The organism is Acinetobacter sp. V104_13 (genome assembly GCF_031798995.1).
GTDB classification, from domain to species: Bacteria; Pseudomonadota; Gammaproteobacteria; order Pseudomonadales; family Moraxellaceae; genus Acinetobacter; species Acinetobacter pittii.
Genome location: NZ_JAVQNP010000025.1, coordinates 1 through 19,078, shown reverse-complemented (window position 1 = coordinate 19,078; position 19,078 = coordinate 1). Strand labels below are relative to the sequence as shown.

Annotated in this window: 15 protein-coding genes and 3 tRNA genes; 5 read left to right on the top strand and 13 right to left on the bottom strand. The window is 37.3% G+C overall.

The window, feature by feature from the left end; translation table 11 throughout:
* Positions 1 to 2 precede the first annotated feature (2 nt).
* Genes RMB06_RS09640 through RMB06_RS09625 form a run of 4 tightly spaced genes read right to left on the bottom strand, consistent with a single transcriptional unit; the run spans position 3 to position 3,789 of the window.
* Complete coding sequence (locus tag RMB06_RS09640; RefSeq protein WP_311079245.1) at positions 3 to 710, bottom strand: PqiC family protein; 708 nt, start codon at positions 708 to 710, stop codon at positions 3 to 5.
* Positions 700 to 2,367 (bottom strand): MlaD family protein, encoded by a 1,668-nt coding sequence (locus tag RMB06_RS09635; protein ID WP_311079243.1) that lies wholly within the window; start codon positions 2,365 to 2,367, stop codon positions 700 to 702. The genes RMB06_RS09640 and RMB06_RS09635 overlap by 11 nt, the downstream gene beginning before the upstream one ends.
* A 7-nt stretch (positions 2,368 to 2,374) precedes the next feature.
* On the bottom strand, positions 2,375 to 3,184 hold the full coding sequence (locus RMB06_RS09630; RefSeq protein ID WP_017398558.1) for a paraquat-inducible protein A: 810 nt from the start codon (positions 3,182 to 3,184) through the stop codon (positions 2,375 to 2,377).
* Complete coding sequence (locus RMB06_RS09625) at positions 3,181 to 3,789, bottom strand: paraquat-inducible protein A (RefSeq protein ID WP_311079240.1); 609 nt, start codon at positions 3,787 to 3,789, stop codon at positions 3,181 to 3,183. The genes RMB06_RS09630 and RMB06_RS09625 overlap by 4 nt, the downstream gene beginning before the upstream one ends.
* Before the next feature lie 1,003 nt (positions 3,790 to 4,792).
* On the opposite strand from RMB06_RS09625, the gene aspT reads away from it, so the two are divergent.
* Both aspT and RMB06_RS09615 read left to right on the top strand, forming a co-directional pair.
* Positions 4,793 to 6,478 carry an aspartate-alanine antiporter gene (gene aspT, locus RMB06_RS09620; RefSeq protein ID WP_017398559.1) on the top strand — a complete coding sequence of 562 codons (1,686 nt, stop codon included), beginning with the start codon at positions 4,793 to 4,795 and terminating at the stop codon, positions 6,476 to 6,478.
* A gap of 56 nt (positions 6,479 to 6,534) precedes the next feature.
* On the top strand, positions 6,535 to 8,133 hold the full coding sequence (locus RMB06_RS09615) for a bifunctional aspartate transaminase/aspartate 4-decarboxylase (RefSeq protein ID WP_005073522.1): 1,599 nt from the start codon (positions 6,535 to 6,537) through the stop codon (positions 8,131 to 8,133).
* A gap of 91 nt (positions 8,134 to 8,224) precedes the next feature.
* Here RMB06_RS09615 and RMB06_RS09610 read toward each other — a convergent pair whose 3' ends face one another.
* Complete coding sequence (locus RMB06_RS09610; protein ID WP_311079236.1) at positions 8,225 to 8,779, bottom strand: TetR/AcrR family transcriptional regulator; 555 nt, start codon at positions 8,777 to 8,779, stop codon at positions 8,225 to 8,227.
* A 678-nt stretch (positions 8,780 to 9,457) separates the two neighbouring features.
* Positions 9,458 to 10,549 carry a DUF6670 family protein gene (locus RMB06_RS09605; protein WP_311079234.1) on the bottom strand — a complete coding sequence of 364 codons (1,092 nt, stop codon included), beginning with the start codon at positions 10,547 to 10,549 and terminating at the stop codon, positions 9,458 to 9,460.
* A gap of 413 nt (positions 10,550 to 10,962) precedes the next feature.
* Here RMB06_RS09605 and RMB06_RS09600 point away from each other — a divergent pair, with 413 nt between their 5' ends.
* Positions 10,963 to 11,196: a hypothetical protein gene (locus RMB06_RS09600; RefSeq protein ID WP_016806139.1), complete on the top strand. Its 234-nt coding sequence runs from the start codon at positions 10,963 to 10,965 to the stop codon at positions 11,194 to 11,196.
* A gap of 149 nt (positions 11,197 to 11,345) precedes the next feature.
* Here the strand turns inward: RMB06_RS09600 and RMB06_RS09595 are convergent, their stop codons facing one another.
* Both RMB06_RS09595 and gltS read right to left on the bottom strand, forming a co-directional pair.
* On the bottom strand, positions 11,346 to 13,181 hold the full coding sequence (locus tag RMB06_RS09595; RefSeq protein WP_311079232.1) for a monovalent cation:proton antiporter-2 (CPA2) family protein: 1,836 nt from the start codon (positions 13,179 to 13,181) through the stop codon (positions 11,346 to 11,348).
* A 194-nt stretch (positions 13,182 to 13,375) separates the two neighbouring features.
* Positions 13,376 to 14,611 (bottom strand): sodium/glutamate symporter, encoded by a 1,236-nt coding sequence (gene gltS / locus RMB06_RS09590; protein ID WP_014207191.1) that lies wholly within the window; start codon positions 14,609 to 14,611, stop codon positions 13,376 to 13,378.
* 432 nt (positions 14,612 to 15,043) lie between these two features.
* On the opposite strand from gltS, the gene RMB06_RS09585 reads away from it, so the two are divergent.
* Together RMB06_RS09585 and RMB06_RS09580 are read left to right on the top strand one after the other, a co-directional pair.
* Entirely contained in the window at positions 15,044 to 16,195 is a 1,152-nt protein-coding gene (locus tag RMB06_RS09585; protein WP_311079230.1) for an alpha/beta fold hydrolase, read from the top strand.
* A gap of 706 nt (positions 16,196 to 16,901) precedes the next feature.
* Positions 16,902 to 17,225, top strand: coding sequence for a hypothetical protein (locus RMB06_RS09580; RefSeq protein ID WP_005073518.1), 324 nt, complete (start codon positions 16,902 to 16,904; stop codon positions 17,223 to 17,225).
* On the opposite strand, the gene RMB06_RS09575 is transcribed toward RMB06_RS09580, so the two are convergent.
* From RMB06_RS09575 to RMB06_RS09555, 5 genes are all read right to left on the bottom strand, one after another.
* Positions 17,226 to 17,696: an AnBLUF65 family BLUF photoreceptors gene (locus tag RMB06_RS09575; RefSeq protein WP_262440294.1), complete on the bottom strand. Its 471-nt coding sequence runs from the start codon at positions 17,694 to 17,696 to the stop codon at positions 17,226 to 17,228.
* A 278-nt stretch (positions 17,697 to 17,974) separates the two neighbouring features.
* Entirely contained in the window at positions 17,975 to 18,184 is a 210-nt protein-coding gene (locus RMB06_RS09570) for a cold-shock protein (protein WP_002115279.1), read from the bottom strand.
* A 436-nt stretch (positions 18,185 to 18,620) separates the two neighbouring features.
* Positions 18,621 to 18,694, bottom strand: a tRNA-Trp gene (locus RMB06_RS09565).
* Positions 18,695 to 18,760: 66 nt separating this feature from the next.
* Positions 18,761 to 18,845, bottom strand: a tRNA-Leu gene (locus tag RMB06_RS09560).
* 27 nt (positions 18,846 to 18,872) lie between these two features.
* A tRNA-Trp gene (locus RMB06_RS09555) sits at positions 18,873 to 18,946 on the bottom strand.
* Positions 18,947 to 19,078 lie beyond the last annotated feature (132 nt).

Genomic DNA, 19,078 nt, shown 5'->3' with positions numbered 1-19,078 from the left:
TTTTACGAACAAACTCCATTGCTAATAACCGATTTTTTGTTTGAATCTAGCGCCACAATTGAAGAAGAAACCGTATTAATGATTTGAGTCATCGCTTCACTTGAAGCATTCACAATACCTTCCATCTTTTTAGCTTTCTGATCAATCGGCTGCTTAAAAGCAATTCGACAATTGAGCTGAGATCCTGCATTCGTGATGACTTTTGCATTATTTGACTCTAATTGAGTGGGCGGTATTTGACGCTTCACTACCCAAGACACCGCAATATTAATATAGCTTTTATCTACAATATCAAAATGAGAAAAGTCTGTAGAAACTCGATATAAAGGCTGATTGTTTCCAGCTAGCCCACTGCTATAACTGTCAATTGCCCCTAATTTTTGCTGTAAACCCGCCGACAAGGTATCGCGTAATTGCGTCCCCATGGTTGATGTCCAGCGTTCATTGTTTAACACCGTAGACTTACCACTACTGTCTTGAAGTACCAAAGGCGCACGGTCCAATCGGTCTGGAATCCCTACGGGTAATACCTCAATCACCTGCACAGTTGATTTTGTAGCCGCAGTAATTTTAGGGGACATCGTATAATAGTTTGGCGTTGGTGAACTCGAACATGCCGTCATGGTAACTGCCGTTAAAAGCAGGCCACTCCCAAGCAGCCATTTGGCTGCTTTAGGATGCTGAAAAGATAGAGTGTTTTTATTTTTCATCATCGGTCTCTGGTGTTTTACCACGAATAATTGATTCAGGATGTTGTTCAATATAGTCTGCCATTAACTGTAATGAAGCTGCTGCACGTGTCATTTGCTGTAATGCTTTACGTACGTCTTGTTGTAACGGCGCATCACTCGACAAAATAGACTCTGACGATCTTACAGTTTTACGAACATCGTCTAAGGTTGCTTGTAAACCAGGTGCAACTTTTCCATCTAACTGTTTAACCAGTTTGTCGGTAGACTCAATGGCTGTGTTCATATTGTTGAGCGTTTTACGTACATCTTGCCCAATCTCAACTAACGGGAATTTGGTTAACTTGTCAGCAATCTGAGAAACTTGTGCTTGTAAGCCACTCAGTTCGGTTGGTGTAGTTGGAACCACCACACGGTCATCACTCAAAATTTGTAATGTGGCTGGCTTAGCTTTAGGGAACTTATCTAGGGCAATATAGTTTTGGCCCGTGAGAAGGTTGCCTGTTCTCATTTGAGCACGCCATCCATGTTCAACAAAATCTTTGAAAATATTGCTGTTTGGATTGAGTGCCTGTCCATTCTCAACGCGTGACGGATAGATGACCGCCTCAACACGCATACGAATCTGCTTATAGTTGTTATAAAACTCTGCATTAATCGATTTAACATTACCAATTTCAATGCCCATGAAATCAATTGGTGCGCCAACAGACAGTCCACGTAATGAATGATCAAAGTACATGATCACACCACGAGGTTGCCCATCCGGTTCTTTTAATGCCTCAGTTTTCGAATCCCACAGATTAAAGCGACTATGATTTGCCGCTGTGGTAGCACGCGAACTTTCAGGGATTCCAAAAGCAATACCGCCCGCGACAATACTTGCCAGCGACTGAGTATCTAAACTAAATCCTGAAGCATTCAGGCTCACATCAATACCACTCGCCTGCCAAAAACGTGCATCGGTGGTGACAAACTTGTCATACGGTGCACGGATAAAAGTTTGCAGCTCTACAGTTTTACCATCATCAGATAACTTATAGGCTGTAATTTGCCCCACATTAATTCGACGATAATAAATTGGGGAACCGACATCTAAAGACCCCAAATCATCTGCATTTAAGAAAAATTCTTTGCCCGGCACATCGGAAGTAATCACTGGCGGTATTTCTAAGCCAGTAAATTCAAGCTTTTTCTCTTCCGACTTGCCACCATCCACTTCAATATATGAACCTGACAATAATGTATCTATTCCTGAAACCCCACTCGTCCCAATCCGTGGTCGCACAACCCAAAACCGTGAATCTTTTGCGGCAAAGTTACTGGCATCTTTACGCAAATCGATTCTGGCAATCACATGTGAACGGTCCTCTGAAAGATCAATCTGGCGTACTACGCCAATATCCACCTGTTTATAACGGACCGTTGTTTTACCTGCGACCAATCCCTCAGCCGTCCTAAAAGATACGTCAATGGTCGGGCCGTGAGACAAGAGCGCTTTTATCGCTAATGAAAGCGCAATTAAAAGAGCAATCAATGGAATGAGCCAAATTAAAAGAGGCTTCCACCGACTTTTCTTTTCTTGGGGTTCTGGCAAATCATTCATGCTATCCAGTTCAACATCCGGATCACGACGATCTGAGTTACCAGGGGTTATTTCATTTTCAGACATACTCATTGTTCTTTTATTGACTGGGATTAATGGAATCATTATTCAACGGCGGGTGTTCTGCCTGAATAATCTTGTTTTTGTTTGAGGCAAAAGAAGAAGGCTTATTTGTATTTTGAGATGCGTAGAAGTTATCCCAAATAAGTCGTGGGTCAAAACTTAACGATGCAAACATGGTTAACACCACAACCGCACCAAAAGCGATCGAACCCGGCCCTGCTAAAATGGTAGCAAGCGATTGGATCTGAATGAGTGCTGTTAAGAGTGCCACCACAAATACGTCAATCATTGACCAACGTCCAATAAACTCGACAACTCGATATAATTTAACGCATTGCTCAGGTAAAAACTTCCAAGCTGACGATTGTTGAAGATATACCGCCACCAATAAAAAATACAAAATTAGTAGCTTCAACATGGGAATAAAAATACTGGCCATGAAAATGACCACTGAAACCAGATAGTCTCCACTTTGCCAAAAGTAAATGACCCCACTCATGATGGTATCTTGCTGGCTACCCAACAGTGAGTCAGTCACCGTCATTGGAAGCACATTGGCTGGAATATAGAGAATAGTCGCAGCCACCACTAAAGCAAAAGTTCGATTCAAACTCGCTGGTTTACGTGAATGCAGCACGCTATTACAACGAATACAACGTAAAACTTGATAGCTTTTATCTCGTCGTTTTTTTCCATTTTGAGCAGAATTTACGACGCCACAGCAATGACACACAATTAATGAGAGATCTTTGGCTCTTGGGTATTGCTTAAGCATTGATCCTTGCTGCAAGCTTTGTGTTTGGGTCACATTTTTTATCGTTTTCATGGCAGTGACCTATCAATTTCGTTCCATATATCACTCACCTTTATGGAAGTAATATAGACCAACAATACACTCAAGATCGCAAATGCCCATAACGCAATTTCGGGAATCACCAACACCATTCCTATTAACTTCACAAGCGTGACCAAGATTCCGATTAAGAAGACCTCAACCATTCCCCACACTCTCATAAAATAAAGTGTACGTAAGGCAAATACTAAAAATGTGGGTCTTTTCTTCAATACGCTTACTGTGCCCAACACATAGGAGAGTAATAACAGATAGGAAAGTGGCACAATAAAAGTGGTGATTAAAATAAGAATGCCAACAAAAGCCCGATCATAATGAAACATTACCCAGACCGCACCCAGTAAGGTAGTTTCAGAGATGTTGCCCTGCAATTCAATTTTTACAATAGGAAAGCTATTGGCAATAATAAATACAATTAATGCCTTTAAGATTAAAGCCAACAGTGTCGAAAAAGGTTTGGTGTGCCGATAGAGTTCAGCACCGCAGCATAAGCAATAAGCTCTTTTTCCATAAGCAAGTGGGGTTCTACGATAGACAGTATCGCATTCCTCACAACCTGCTAATTCTTTAAGCTTCATAGTTATACTCTGAGATTTATATTTTTAACTGTGTCACACAAAACTCTTTTTATTACTAAGGTAAATTAAAATATAAATCAATCGAAAAACTATCCAAGTCATCATAAATTTTGAGATGAAAATTACCGTGTACTGTTCAATATATTATTGAAACTGCTGAATAATCTGTACAAATTATGTGGTCAAATTAAAATAGAACCTAAAAGTCAAAGGCTTAAGCTGAGATAACACAGTTTTATGACCAAAATATCTTAGATCGGCATGCGACAGCACGAAACCATCAAAAATTTAGCATTTCTGAACAGTACGGCATGTGAGTGATTGGAAAAACAGTACAAAAGAATAGCGTGTTGGTTATAGAGGCGGGCAGAGATTTACTTAAAAATATGAGCACTCATAGAGTACTCTCAAGTTTCTAAATCTTTAACCCTCTCTTTTTAATATGATAATTTTAATTAGAATATAAAACCAAAACATTAATCACTTTTATATTCAAATATACATTCTATTCAAGAACGGCAATTTCAAATCTTATATTTTTCTTTAAAATAAATGTAATTATGAAGATTAATTTAAATATATTAAAAATTAATTTATGCGACACAATTATCAAAAAACTAATTTTAAGCAGATTGTTTTTTAATTTATATAAAAATTAAGACCAGCCTAACAATTAAAAATTAATCACTTAAATATCAATAAACTAAAAATTTGTTTTCAAAATTAGATATAAGCAATACGCTTTAATTTCATAAAATATTCTTTATATTATTGTAAATAAATTTTATCTCTGATTAAAAAATTAATAGTTGATTTAAACACTCAGAATTACCACCAGACCTTAGTTCACACGTATTTTAAGCACATTATTTTTTATAATTAAACTTAAGAAAACCACTAAACCTGAAGGTTTGCTTAAGTAATTTTCATACTGTATTTTAAAAATGAAAAATAAATAAATTTATATATTAAAGATAGAGCTAATAATAAAAGTGAGATCAAAATGATTGAATGGTTACAAGGTGTTTTAAAGCACAGCCCCGAAATATTATTGTTCTTATCACTCGCAATCGGCTTCTGGATTGGACAATTCCAATTTGGAAAATTTCAATTTGGTGGAGTCGCAGGCTCCTTACTCGTCGCAGTTGTTTTAAGCCTTATTGGCGTACCTGTCGATAACGGCGTTAAAGCAATTTTATTTGCTCTCTTCATTTACGCAGTAGGCTTTGAAAGTGGCCCTCAGTTTTTTAAATCACTGGGTCCACAGTCCATAAAAGAAATTCTTTTAGCAGTATTCATGGCAGTGTGTGGTTTAGTCACTGTTTTAGTGATGGCTAAAATTTTTCATCTCGATAAAGGTTTGGCTGCGGGTCTCGCTGCGGGCGGCATGACTCAATCAGCGATTATTGGGACTGCGGGAGATGCAATTTCTAGACTCGATCTCCCACTCGCAGAAATTCAAAGACTTCAAGCAAATGTCGCGATTGGCTATGCGGTCACTTATATTTTCGGTTCCTTGGGAGCAATTATTGTCTGTGTGAATATCTTGCCTAAATTTATGGGTAAAGAAATTCACGACGATGCTTTAAAAGCTCAAAGTGAACGACTGAAAGGTGCTTTTGAATTAGCCCCAGGCCAAGAACTGGCAATGCCCGAAATTGTTGGCCGTATTTATAAAGTTAAACAAGCCAATGGGCAAACTATTGCGGAAATTGAAGCAAAAGAGCCGAGTATTACGATTGAACGGTTAAAACGTAAAGATCAGTTTATTGATGTCGCTCCCGAGCTAACTTTACAAACAGACGATGTCATTTTACTGGTTGGTCGCCGTGCGAATGTAGTTTCAGTTGCCGAGCAAATCGGTAGCGAATTACAGTCATCGCAAGGTATGGAAATGATTATGGATACCAGCGATGTCATCCTAAGAAATTCCAAATATCTCAACCGCACCTTAGGAGACATTAAGGCCAATACGCCTGCGTATTTAAAGCACGGTATTTATGTACTTGCAATTAAGCGTAACGATGAGACACAACCTTTAAGTGACGATACTGTTTTACGACAAGGTGATGTAGTCACCGTATACGGAACAAAAAGCGACCTCGAGCGCTTGGTGAAAGAAGCAGGTAAAGCCCTACCTGAAAGTTTAAAAACGGACTGGATTTTCCATGGTGCAGGCCTTGTGGTTGGCTTAGTGATTGGTCTTTTTGTGATTCGTTTAGGTGATGTGCCATTAACTCTTGGTGCCGGTGGCGGTGCTTTACTATCAGGTCTTCTGTTTGGTTGGATTCGAAGCAGAAATCAAGTGCATGGCAATATGCCTTTAGCAGCTTCACAGCTTCTTAAAGATTTGGGTCTTGCAGGCTTCGTTGCTGCCGTCGGCTTACAATCAGGTTTACAAGCTATTCAAACCATTAAAGAAAGTGGTCTTTCACTCTTTATGATTGGAGTTGTGGTAACACTGGTTCCTCTCCTACTTTCCATGCTCTTTGCTCGTTATGTTCTGCGTTATGACAACGTTGCAGTAATGGCAGGTGCACTATCTGGTTCACGCAGTGCAAACCCTGCATTTGGTGCAATTTTAGACAAAGCAGGAAACTCGATTCCGACCGTTCCATTTGCAATTACCTATGCCCTAGCAAATGTGTTCTTAACCTTGCTCGGACCACTGATTGTAGGCTTGGCCTGATTTTATACATTGAATTAGAAATTTTATTCATCTCACTATAATTAAGGAGACGTCCCATGGGGAAAGTCGATTATTCTAAATACGCAAAACTTAGCCCATTTGAACTTAAAGATAATTTAATAGAATTAGCTCAAAGCAGAACTGACCGAATGATGTTAAATGCTGGGCGTGGTAATCCGAACTTTCTTGCGACTATCCCACGTAGAGCATTCTTTCAACTGGGTTTGTTTTCTGCGACCGAATCCGAATTTTCATTTTCCTATATGCCAGAAGGTTTAGGCGGCTTCCCGCGCCCCGTTGGACTCCAGTCACGTTTTGATAATTTCATTTTGGAAAACCGTGACAAACCCGGTGTGGTCTTTTTAGGTAAAGCCGTGTCTTATGTACGTGACCAGTTAGGCTTAGATCCAGATCTTTTTTTACTTGAAATGGTTGAAGGGATTTTAGGGTGTAACTATCCAGTTCCAGACCGAATGCTCCGAGTGAGTGAAACCATTATTAAAGAGTACGTCTTACGAGAAATGGGCGTACAAGGCATGCAAAAAAGAGACTTAGATTTGTTTGCCGTTGAAGGCGGAACAGCCGCAATGGCCTATATTTTTAACTCTTTAAAAGAAAATAAAATTATAAAAAATGGTGACCGTATTGCCATTGGTAGCCCTATTTTCACGCCATATCTTGAGATTCCAAAACTCAATGACTACCAACTTGAAGAAGTATTAATTGCGGCAGACCCTAAACTCGATTGGCAATATCCAGAATCGGAGCTTAGAAAGTTAGAAGATCCGTCTATTAAAGCATTCTTTTTAGTCAACCCAAGTAACCCGCCATCGGTAAAAATGAGCGATGAAGGACTTGCAATTTTGGCTGATATCGTCAAAAAACGCCCTGATCTGATCATTTTGACCGATGACGTTTACGGTACGTTTGCCGATAACTTCAAATCACTTTTTGCGATCTGTCCTGACAATACGATTCTGGTTTATTCGTTCTCTAAATACTTTGGTGCGACAGGCTGGCGACTTGGTGTCATTGCACTTTCAAATAACAACGTGCTTGATAAACAAATTGCGAACTTATCGAAAAAAGAGAAGAAAGAGCTTGAAGAGCGCTATTCATCTTTAACTACCGACCCAGCAAGCATTAAATTTATTGACCGCTTAGTTGCCGATAGCCGAAATGTTGCTTTGAACCATACCGCTGGTCTGTCTACCCCGCAGCAAGTTCAAATGGTTTTATTTGCCTTGTTTAATATGATGGACTCACGCCAGAGCTATAAAAAAGCAGTTAAATCTGTTGTTCGTGAACGCGACGCAGCACTTTATAGACAGCTTGGTGTCGAGGTTCCAACAGATCCAAATGCTGTGGACTACTACACCCTAGTCAACCTTGAAAATACATCACGTACTCTCTATGGAGATGAGTTTGCTGATTGGGTCATGAAAAATAAAAATCCGACCGAGCTATTGTTTAGAGTTGCCGATGAAACAGGTGTAGTTTTATTACCGGGTTCTGGCTTCGGTGTGCAGCACCCTTCTGCCCGTGCATCTTTAGCTAACTTGAATGAATACCAATATGCTGCAATTGGTGATTCTCTAAGACGTTTTGCAGATGAAGCTTATGCAGAGTATTTAAAAACTAAAAAAGGCAAATAAACACCTATATACAGTGAGGCTCTAGCAGCCTCACTTTTTTCTTTCTGTTCTTTAATTTGCTATTTCAGTTTTTGAATGTAAAAGGTTCAATTTAAGCATTTATCTTTAAAAAGTAATCTAGCAACTGATCAGGTTCTTCATTTTGGCTTGAACCTAAAAGACTAAAAATCACACCATCAATCATAAATACAAAAATATCTGATTCTTCATATGTAGCCCTTTTTTTAAATTCTCGCAGAACCCAGAAAATTTCATTTTTAAGCCATCGCCTATAGCGAATTGCGGTTTGATATGCATTTGGATAAAGCTGTTTAATTTCAAAAATCGCTTTAAACAACAGGTAATACGCCCCCTTTAAGTCCGCATGTAAAAGGTAGATTTGTCTAAGCGTAAGAGCCAAATCTGGATATTGACGAGATTCACTTATCGCTCTCACTTTTTCTTTTAAGTGTTCTTTTTGAACCAACAAACACATTTCAATTAATCTTTCTTTGGAGTGAAAGTAGTTGTAAAAAGTGGCTTTAGAAATTTTAGTCTCACTAACAATTCGGTCCACCCCGACCTTGTTGAAGCCGTATTGTTTAAATAAGTCTGCTGCTGTGTTAAGCGCTCGCGTCGCTCTAAATGAAACTTCTAAATTTTTCATGTATACCGCTTAAAATAATTTTTTGTTGTATATAAAAGAGATAGAAATGCCGTCACTCTTAAAATGAGTGCTAAATACAGGCATGCAAAAATCGCACAATAATGGTGTGCTCACCTATCTCTGGTTTATTGTTGCTATGTTTTAGTCGTAACGATTCTTAAGGTGTAGAAACCTAAAGTCGATTACATCGTTTTAAAGACTGTTTAAGCGGTATGAGTCGAGAGAATTTGGCAAAGGCCAATAAAGAAAAAGAATTAGTACGCATAGAGGACTCCTCATGTCTAAAGAAGTTCTACCGAATTACTGTCAAATAATTATGGTGGCAGAACGAGAGAAGGTTGACAGACTGGTTAGACGCCAGCACACCCGAAGGTGTCCCTCTCCCGTCCTACCGCAACGGGAGGAGACGAGAAGCTTACACACAAAACTATTCCTCAGAAGGAATAATTCTGATGCGGTCTAAATCAGCCTGTCAAAGCCGGCTGACAATGTAGGTCAGCAGGCAAAGGATAGTGCCCAACCCCATTTCAGTCAAGCACACAAAATGACATCTGTTTTAAAATAGATCATTAAAAAGTAAGGATAAATAATTAAAATCTATTGTTAAATTGAGTTTATAAAACAGATATTTTCTAGTTCGCTTGAAGCTGTAGATAAACAACTAAGTTTTAAACGATTTTATCTTCGGTCAATATATTCCAGATAGCCCCTTCCTACTAATGGCTGATCATAGAATTCGCCTTGCCATGTATATGAAGAAACGAAACCAGCAGCCAATCCAAAACAATATGGAGTGTCTACTTGTGCTGAAATATCTAGAACCTTTTGATTGTTGTGATAAGCAGCCCAGCGAAAAGTATTTGGTAAATTCATTGGAAAACCATCAGGTGTAATCTGTGGTTCTTCTTGAAGAGTGGTTACTTCAAAAAGTATATCGCCGTTGTATTGAATTGATGTTCCATCAATATGACGATAGTAAACAGAAGTCAAAATGGGTTGGTCTTCATAGCAAATAAAAGCCAGTAATAACTGCTGTTCATGGTCAATATTAATAACTTGATAGCTAAAGACTTTTACAGGAAGTTGAATATTCTCAACTAACCATTTGTTTTTGAGCATTGAGGTCGCTACAGCTTTCCAAGACTCAAGCGTACAAAGCCCTTTAATACTCTCACTATTGCCTTTTTGTTTAATATAGCCGTCATAATGCATCAAGACACTAAAATGTTTATAAAAAGCACTATAGGCAAACCATGAAATAGCTTTGGTAGGCTTTAAATGAAGTTCTAGTTCTAAATCTTCTCTTTTAGTAATTAATATAAATCCATCACCATCCTCATGCATGACACTCTGATTGTCAAAATTAATAGCGAAAGGAGTTTGGTTAAACTTGATATCATTTTTGATTGAAAATGTTCTGTAGGCCTCAGGCGTTGTCGATAATGCTGTTCCATGTACCAAAGAAGCTGTATCCCCTTTTCCATCTTTAGACATTTGATAGTTGGTATCTGTAATCGTAAATCCAACATAACCTAATACCGAAGCCCAAGATAAATATCGAAATGGTTCAGGTAAGTCAGGAATCATGACCCCGTAATGTGTACTACCAAAGCGCTTATAAAGAGTATGAGGACTGAATTCAAACTCTTTTGGCAATGTTGCTTGTCGCTCTGGTGTAACAGCTCCCAACAATGAGCCTGAAAGTTTGGCAACCTTTTGATTGGCTTTGTCTTTAAAACTCTTTGGTAATCTATCGCTTGAGATTAACATTTTTAAGATCCTTTATTTTTATCTACTTAAAAAATGAAGTTCCATATTAGAACTTGATTATTTGCAATTGAATGTTAATAAAGGACATCTTGATCTAAGCAAATGCACTAAAACAAAAAAGCCAACTCTTTCGAATTAGCCCTAATTACCTCACGACCACGTCTGTGAAAATTGCTTTTGATTTTATTGTTCGCGACAATCTTCATCAATTTTTGTTATGAATCTAAATTAGCCTTTCTTTATGACATTTCGATTAAAAAAACATCCAAAATCTCTCCTAAACAAACTTCATACATAAAATATGTGTTTTAGAGAACTAAATCACAATTTACAGAGTTGTACATTTTAAAGGCATATTCCGCTAAACGGCCAAGTCTATTATGCTTAAGTCATCTAATTGTTAAGTATGTATGATGGAACAGCAAACTTTATTACAAGAACTGAACTCACTCATTGAATACTACTCAAAAAGAACCGATTGCCCGCCTACTCGAATACGCATCGGCTATAGGGCTTATGCAAAATTGATGCAGTGCCCGCCTTTTGCAGATGAAGTGATGAATTCAGCCCTAGATCCAAATAAGCGAAAATATAAGAAGTTAAAAATTAAAATTACAAAAGATGATAATCAGTTGGAACTTGAGTAAATTTTTAAGAGTTCAAAATAAAAAGTTCTTCAACTCTCCTATTTGCGATTTTATTTATATAACAATCCAGTCAAAGGCACAGCCGTAGAGCATTTATAGTCATTCCGTAAAAGCTCTGCTAAACAAAGCTTTTACAGATATTTTTTATACTAATCCAGACTTTCATTATCTGAGGTATCTTCTTTATTTAAAATCCGCCCTTCTTGTTTTGGTCGAATCAATGGTGCTGTCGGTCTTGGGTGATGAGTATGTGTATATTGCATACCTACTCCCGCATTGACGTCATCTGCCGCGATTTCAGTTTCAAAACGCTCATTATCCAAATCTCGAATTTCCTCGGTAATTCTTTCTACCTCGTCTTCATCCACACCAAGTTCTTGCAAAATCACGCCGCCGAACTTAATTGCAGATTCAAACGTTTCACGAATCATAAAGTCCACTTTTTGTTTAACTAAATGCAGTGAATGCTCACGGTCATATGAACGGACTAATAATTTTGCCAAAGGAAATTCATGGGTCACGAGTTCTACAATTCTATTGGTCGTTTCCTTGCTATCTACACACACCACAATCGCTTGTGCTGTTGCGGCGCCAGACGCATGCAGAATATCTAGACGGCAACCATCGCCATAATAAATTTTAAAACCAAATTTTTCGGCGTTTCGAATCATGTCGGTATTATTATCAATAATGGTGACATCGACACCTCTTGCTAATAATAATTGACTGGTGACCTGTCCAAAGCGCCCAAAACCGATCATTAAAACACTACCGCTTAGCCCGTCAGCAATGTCGATGTTTTCTAATGAAACCTTCGTTTTTGCTTGAGTAAAACGTTTGAAAATAATACCGACAATTGGGGTCAACACCATTGAAAGCACAACAATGGCAGTTAAGTTAGATTTAACGGTACTATCAATGACTTGTGCACTTAGCGCAGCCGAGAAAAGTACAAAGGCAAACTCTCCACCTTGAGCCATAAGTAAAGCGCGATCCAACGCTTCTGTATGAGGGCTTTTCGTTACTCGGGCGACTATATAAATCATCAGCGCTTTGACAAACATCAGGGCAATTACGCCACTTATAATGAGCTGCCAGTTCTGAGCAACTACCGATAAGTCCAATGACATGCCGACCCCAAGGAAAAAGAGGCCCAGCAAGATTCCACGGAACGGTTCAATATCCGCTTCAATTTGATGTCTAAAGGTTGATTCAGATAAAAGTACACCCGCTAAGAAAGCCCCCATCGCCATGGACAAACCGCTGACTTGCATCAGTAACGCCGCACCCAACACCACCAATAATGCGGCGGCAGTCATGACTTCTCGCGCTTTAGCAGCAGCCAAGAGTCTAAATAATGGATTAAGTAACCAATACCCTGCCGCAATAAGCCCTGCAATTGCGATTAAACCAATTCCTATATTTTCTAATCGTACCGACGTGCTTTCGACCACATGATTCGGTGCCATAAAAGCAACAATAGCCAGCAATGGCACAATGAGTAAATCTTCAAATAGTAAGATGGCTACAATCTTTTGCCCACGGGGCTGAGTCAAATCACCCCGATCACCCAATAACTGCATCACAATCGCAGTCGAGGTTAATACAAACCCTGCCGCACCAATAAAAGCAACTTGCCATGTAAAGCCAAATAACAGCCCAACGCCAGTCAAAGCCAGCGCGCAAATAATAATCTGTAGCGTACCAAGGCCAAAAATTTCGCGTCTAAGACTCCACAAATGTGAGGGTTGCATTTCCAAACCAATCACAAAGAGGTACATCACAATTCCTAACTCGGCAATATGCAAAATTGCGGCAGAATCTTGAAAAAAAGCAAAACCGAATGGGCCAATAATTAGACCCGCAATTAAATAACCAAGTACTGAACCTAAACCAATACGTTTAAAAATAGGAACTGCAATGACAGCAGCCGCCAATAAAACCACAGGGGCAACCAAGCTAATTGAATGTGCTTCTGAGCTCATACATTTCTCATTTTATTTATCTGCAATTTATTCTATGTGAAACGAGGTTTAAGGGCGATTATTAGTTTTGAGAAAAAGCATCCTAAAAATAAAATGGCTTGAGTCATACGAAAATAAAAATTGAGCCTATAAATAGGAATCAAATATTCATAGACAAACACCCATAAAAAAAGCCCTAACGGGCTTTTTTCAAATTAAGCAATGAATTTCAACATGAGCTGAATAACCGTTGCATTAATTAAGTCGACAAAGAATGCGCCACAAAGCGGAACAATCAAGAAAGCCTTATGCGATGGACCATACATATTAGTAATGGCCTGCATATTTGCAACGGCGGTTGGAGTTGCGCCCATACCGAAACCACAATGGCCTGCTGCTAACACTGCTGCATCATAGTTTTTGCCCATAACGCGGAACGTCACGAATGCTGCATATAAAGCCATCGTAATGGTTTGCGCACCTAAAATTACAACTAACGGGCCAGCTAGGTCGGCAAGTTGCCAAAGTTTTAACGAAAGCAATGCCATGGCTAAATAAAGTGACAAAGACGCATTACCAAATACATCAATCGCACGGTCAAAAATATCAATTTTCAACACGCTTTCTAAAATGTTTCTTAAAATTACGCCACCACCAAGTGCCCAAACGAAAGTTGGTAACTCGAACCAAGTTCCCTTACTAAAACCAGTCATAAATTCAGCAAACGCTAAACATGCTGCAAACATACCCAGTGTAGTAATTGCATTATCGGCAGTAATTAAACGAACTTGATGCGGGTTTTCAAACGGAGCAAGGTCATCTGAATTTTGTTCAAGATGAGTGTCGCGATTTTGGATTTCAGCATTGGTTTTTGGTTGAGCAAGACTGTAACGATTAATAAGTAGTTTCGCTAACGGCCCGCCAATCACACCACCAATAATCAAACCAAAAGTAGCACTCGCCATACCTAATGCTAAAGCACCCTGAATACCATGCTGACTTTCTAAAATTTCACCCCATGCGCCAGCTGTACCATGACCACCGGTTAAGGTAATTGAACCAGCAATCAAACCAATAAGTGGGTCAAGACCTAATAATGTCGCAAGACTCATACCAACAGCATTTTGCACAACAATAAATGAGGCTACACAAATTAAGAAGATGATTAAAGCAGTACCACCTTCTTTAAGCTTCATAAAATTGGCACTTAAACCAATTGAAGCAAAGAACACGAGCATAAAGCTGGTTTGTAATTCGCTACTAAAAACAATGCTATACCCCCACAAAGTGTGGACAAGTAAAGAAACTACAGCAGCAACCAAACCACCAGCTACAGGTTCAGGGATATTATAACGTTTTAAAAAATCAATACGATTAACAAGAAAGCGGCCCAACAATAAGACGATAACCGCCGAAATTAGTGTATAAAAACCATTAAAAACAAATTCCATATATACTACTTTCTGATTACATTCCTAATGGATTGTAAAATAATTATATTTTATTTTTTATTATTTAAAAAAAACACAAACAAACTTTACAAAAACCATCTTTATTTAATAATAATCATATAAATCAATTTATTATTTTGAGTATTTAGTAAAAAATCACAATGTATCCTCTCTTAAATTTCTATATTGCTTTGATAATTAATTTTTTAAACATTTAAATGCTCAAGCGATGAAATCAAGACATCTGGTTGCCTCAATCTTATTACCGATTTTTTAAGTAAGAGTATGTTGGGCTAAGCTAAGCTCTACTTGATACATTTAAAGAAAAATCCTGTCTTTTGGGTCACTGAACTTCTCCATCATTCACTTTAATATCCTTCAAAGACCAGCTCTTTACTGTTCTGGGCAACATCTTTATAGGTTTTATATTCAATGAGTTTATTGCTTAAAGTTCGTCAGAACGTTCCACAGCTACAATCTATTAAAAAATCTCTTCAGACACGTGCTGGTCAAAAAATACCTCACATGCTGATCAATGCATCAGATCTCTTTTTCAGAGGCCCTCAAATAGCTTTGTCAGGAAAAACACCTTTTGATGTGATTCATAAGCATGAAATCATTACCTTACGCCATTATAAAAATGAGACTGATACCCCTATTCCTAAACATCGCGTACCTTTAGTTATTGTTCCACCACTAGCAGTGAACATGCTCATTTACGATTTGTTCCCTACTCGTAGTTTTGTACGTTTCTTTTTAGCCCAAGGGTTTGATGTTTACTTAATTGACTGGGGCGTACCAACCCGACACCAAGCAAAATACAACTTCGGTACTTATATTAAAGTTTTCATGCCAGAGATGTTAAAGCAAGTTCGCCTACACAGCGGTCAGCAACAGCTTTCTTTACATGGTTGGAGTTTAGGCGGCGCGCTTTCGCTCTGCTATACCGCATTGTTTAAAGATAAAGATATTAAAAATCTAATTATTCTCGCTTCCCCTATCGACACACACAAAGCAGGTTATATGGGGAAACTATACGGTAGTCTTACCAAACCTGCCGAATGGGTTCGTAAACATACGCCATTTCGTATCCGCCATCATGTACCAAGTGAAGCATTTCATATTCATGGCTGGCAAAACACGCTTGGCTTTAAATTAACGGATCCGATTGGAAATTTGAAAACATATTGGGAACTTTTTAAGAATCTAGATAACCGAGAGTTTATTGTCGATCATGCAACCTCAAGCTCATTTATCGATAATATGTTGGCCTATCCGGGCGGTGTGATGCGCGACATTATTCTCCGTTTCTGGATTGATAATGAACTGTCTAAAGGTGTAGTTAAATTTGGTGAACTTACCGCCTATCTAAAAGACATTAAATGCTCTGTGTTAGCTATTGGTGGCAACACAGATATTATTGTCACAGCTGACGCTGTTAAACCACTCATGGATTTAATTAGTAGCCAAGACAAAACATTTAAGGTGGTACCAGGTGGTCATATGGGCGTAGTTTCTGGTAGTCAAGCACCCACTACGGTCTGGCCAGAAGTGAGTACTTGGTTAACTACTCGTTCAGAATAATTAATGCAAAAGCAGTAAAGCCAGTGTAGTCAGTTCTATGCTGGCCATAATTCAAATTTTATAAATCTGATATTCTAGTTTCATTTATATTGCAGTAGTTTTTTCTCTTAATTCAAAAGCAGCTCATTACTAGATGACTCAAAAATATAAATATAATTTCCTCACTATTAACCACATTAAAACCCTTCAATACATAAATTTTATTTATTGGAAATACAACTTAATAAAACTATATTTTATCAAATGTTAAAATTTTTTAAATAGATTAATTTTCTCTTATTAATATTTATAAATTTTAAGAAAAGTACCTCTTAAAGTTGATGTTACTTTTTGTTATTTATGTAAAGCTCATCTAAACAATATATTTACTTAAGTTATTGTTAAATAAATTTTTTTATAAATTTAATTTTGTAAAATTTGATTATTATTTATACAAATGTAGGCAATCTCTCACAATTATGTAAGCCAAAGCTTACAACTCAAATGATTGTTTTTCTTATAATTAATTTCAGTACATATAAGCACTCTTTACTATTAAATAGAAAGCTGAATATTAATAAAGAGATCTGGAGAAAATGATAAAGTCATCTTTATTAATATAAAAACTCTTAATAATAGAAAAAGAATCTCAAAAATTAATATGTACTATCTTTCCTCTGGAAACAGAGGAAAGATACTTTTTTAATCATCAGATAGGGTATAGAAAATGTTTATTGCAAAAAATATATTTGTATATTTACTATCAATGTTAGCTTTATGCTTACTGATTATTTTCTTTAATTACATAGGAATGAACGAGACGATTAATCTTCTTCTCTCTTCTGCACTGTTTGGAATATTTATTACTTGGTATTTTAAAGGTAGTGGACTCTGTCTCGCCCTATTTAGCTTTTTTTATTGGGCTATGTTTGTCATTAGTCAAAGCTTAGAAGTGATATGGATGCTCGCAAGTTCAGTTATTGTATATTTAGTCATGACTAAAATATTACCTAAACTCAAGACCATCCATATTGGCGTGATAGCCAAATAGCTAAAACGGTTTCACCCCACGATTCACCATACCCACTTTCTTAACTGTGTTAATTTTAGTTTGTTCGGCAAAGACTAATTCATTGATGAAAGCTTTTAAGTTTTGCTCATCAAGACGAATAGGATTAAAAGTACTTTCTCCCATTTTTAGAAAGAAAGATTCGATATTTGTATTACGTTGTACATATTTCATTGACCATTTTTGAAAAGAGTTTTGTTCAATGGAATATGTACACAACCATTTAACATTGTGGTGTCTTTCGTCATTTGTAATTTTTTCAAATAATCGTTCAACCACCTCTCGCTCACCTTCCAAGCATTGAAAGAAAGCATTATCGGCATAATAGAGCACCCCACAGATCTGATTCAAATCATTGAAATCTCGTGCTTCTGTCAAAATATCACGTAAATCTTGCAACAAGTCTTCATTTTTTTCGTTCCGTTGACTGGCATAACACAGGCGAACGTTCATTAGCAATTCCGTGAAATATAAAATTTCTTTATTTAAAGATTTTTTAATCTACCATATCTCTATTACTAATAATTTATATTTCACACATATTCTAAAGTTTATATTAAAAATATGTTCGATTATTAACTATAAGAGCTTAATAACTAATGATTTATATTAACAAGAAAATAAAAAGCCCTACTATTGAGGGCTTCTAATGCTCTAAAAGAACAATAAATTGCTTTAAAAGCTAAAATAAAAAAAAGCACTAAAAAGTGCTTTTTTTACTTGCTGTTATATTATTGTGGAATAATATTTACAGCATTTGGGCCTTTTTGCCCTTGAGTAACGGTAAATGTTACGCGTTGACCTTCATGCAAAGTTTTGAAACCAGAACCTGCGATTTCTTTGAAGTGAGCGAACACATCTGGACCGTTGTCTTGTTGAATGAAACCAAAACCTTTAGTTTCGTTAAACCACTTTACTGTACCACTTACTGTATTAGACATGATATATCCTACTGATTTCTAATATTTTAGAATCATTAAATAATGACCCTATCATAACTTTGAAAAAAGAATAACAAATTGAGCTTAATATCTTAAAAAACGAAGGATTATGACTAAAACTACGATACTTAAAAGAAGATTTACTAACAAGTCTTTTTTCTAGTTAACAGCATCATACATGAAATAAAATTGTATTCAAGGCTTTTATATAAATAATTTCCAAAACTTAAGTTAAATAAATATAAAACAATAGCTTAATAAAAAGATTAAGAAATTCAGTATATTGCTTAATTAAAAAACAATCTATGATGTGATAAAAACATTGAAAAGCAACAGCTATAAAAATATCTATTTAGAAAATTGCTTGAGCACGAATGAAAAGTTATTTTTAAAAATATAGATAATAAAAAAACTCCCAAATAGGAGCCTTATTTTATGGCAGAGGATCAAGGACTCGAACCTTGACGAACGGTTTTGGAGACCGTCATGCTACCATTACACCAATCCTCTATATTCATGATTAAACACTCAAGATTTAATCACAAAAAAAGCAAGATTATAATCTTGCTTTTTTAATGGTGGGGGCGAAGAGACTCGAACTCTTACACCTTGCGGCGCTGGAACCTAAATCCAGTGCGTCTACCAATTTCGCCACGCCCCCATCTGGGACATTTATTTAAAATAAATGTGGCAGAGGATCAAGGACTCGAACCTTGACGAACGGTTTTGGAGACCGTCATGCTACCATTACACCAATCCTCTTCCAAGATCTAGATGACTTAACACCTACATCAAACTTTAAGTTATTAACTTAAAGTGGTGGGGGCGAAGAGACTCGAACTCTTACACCTTGCGGCGCTGGAACCTAAATCCAGTGCGTCTACCAATTTCGCC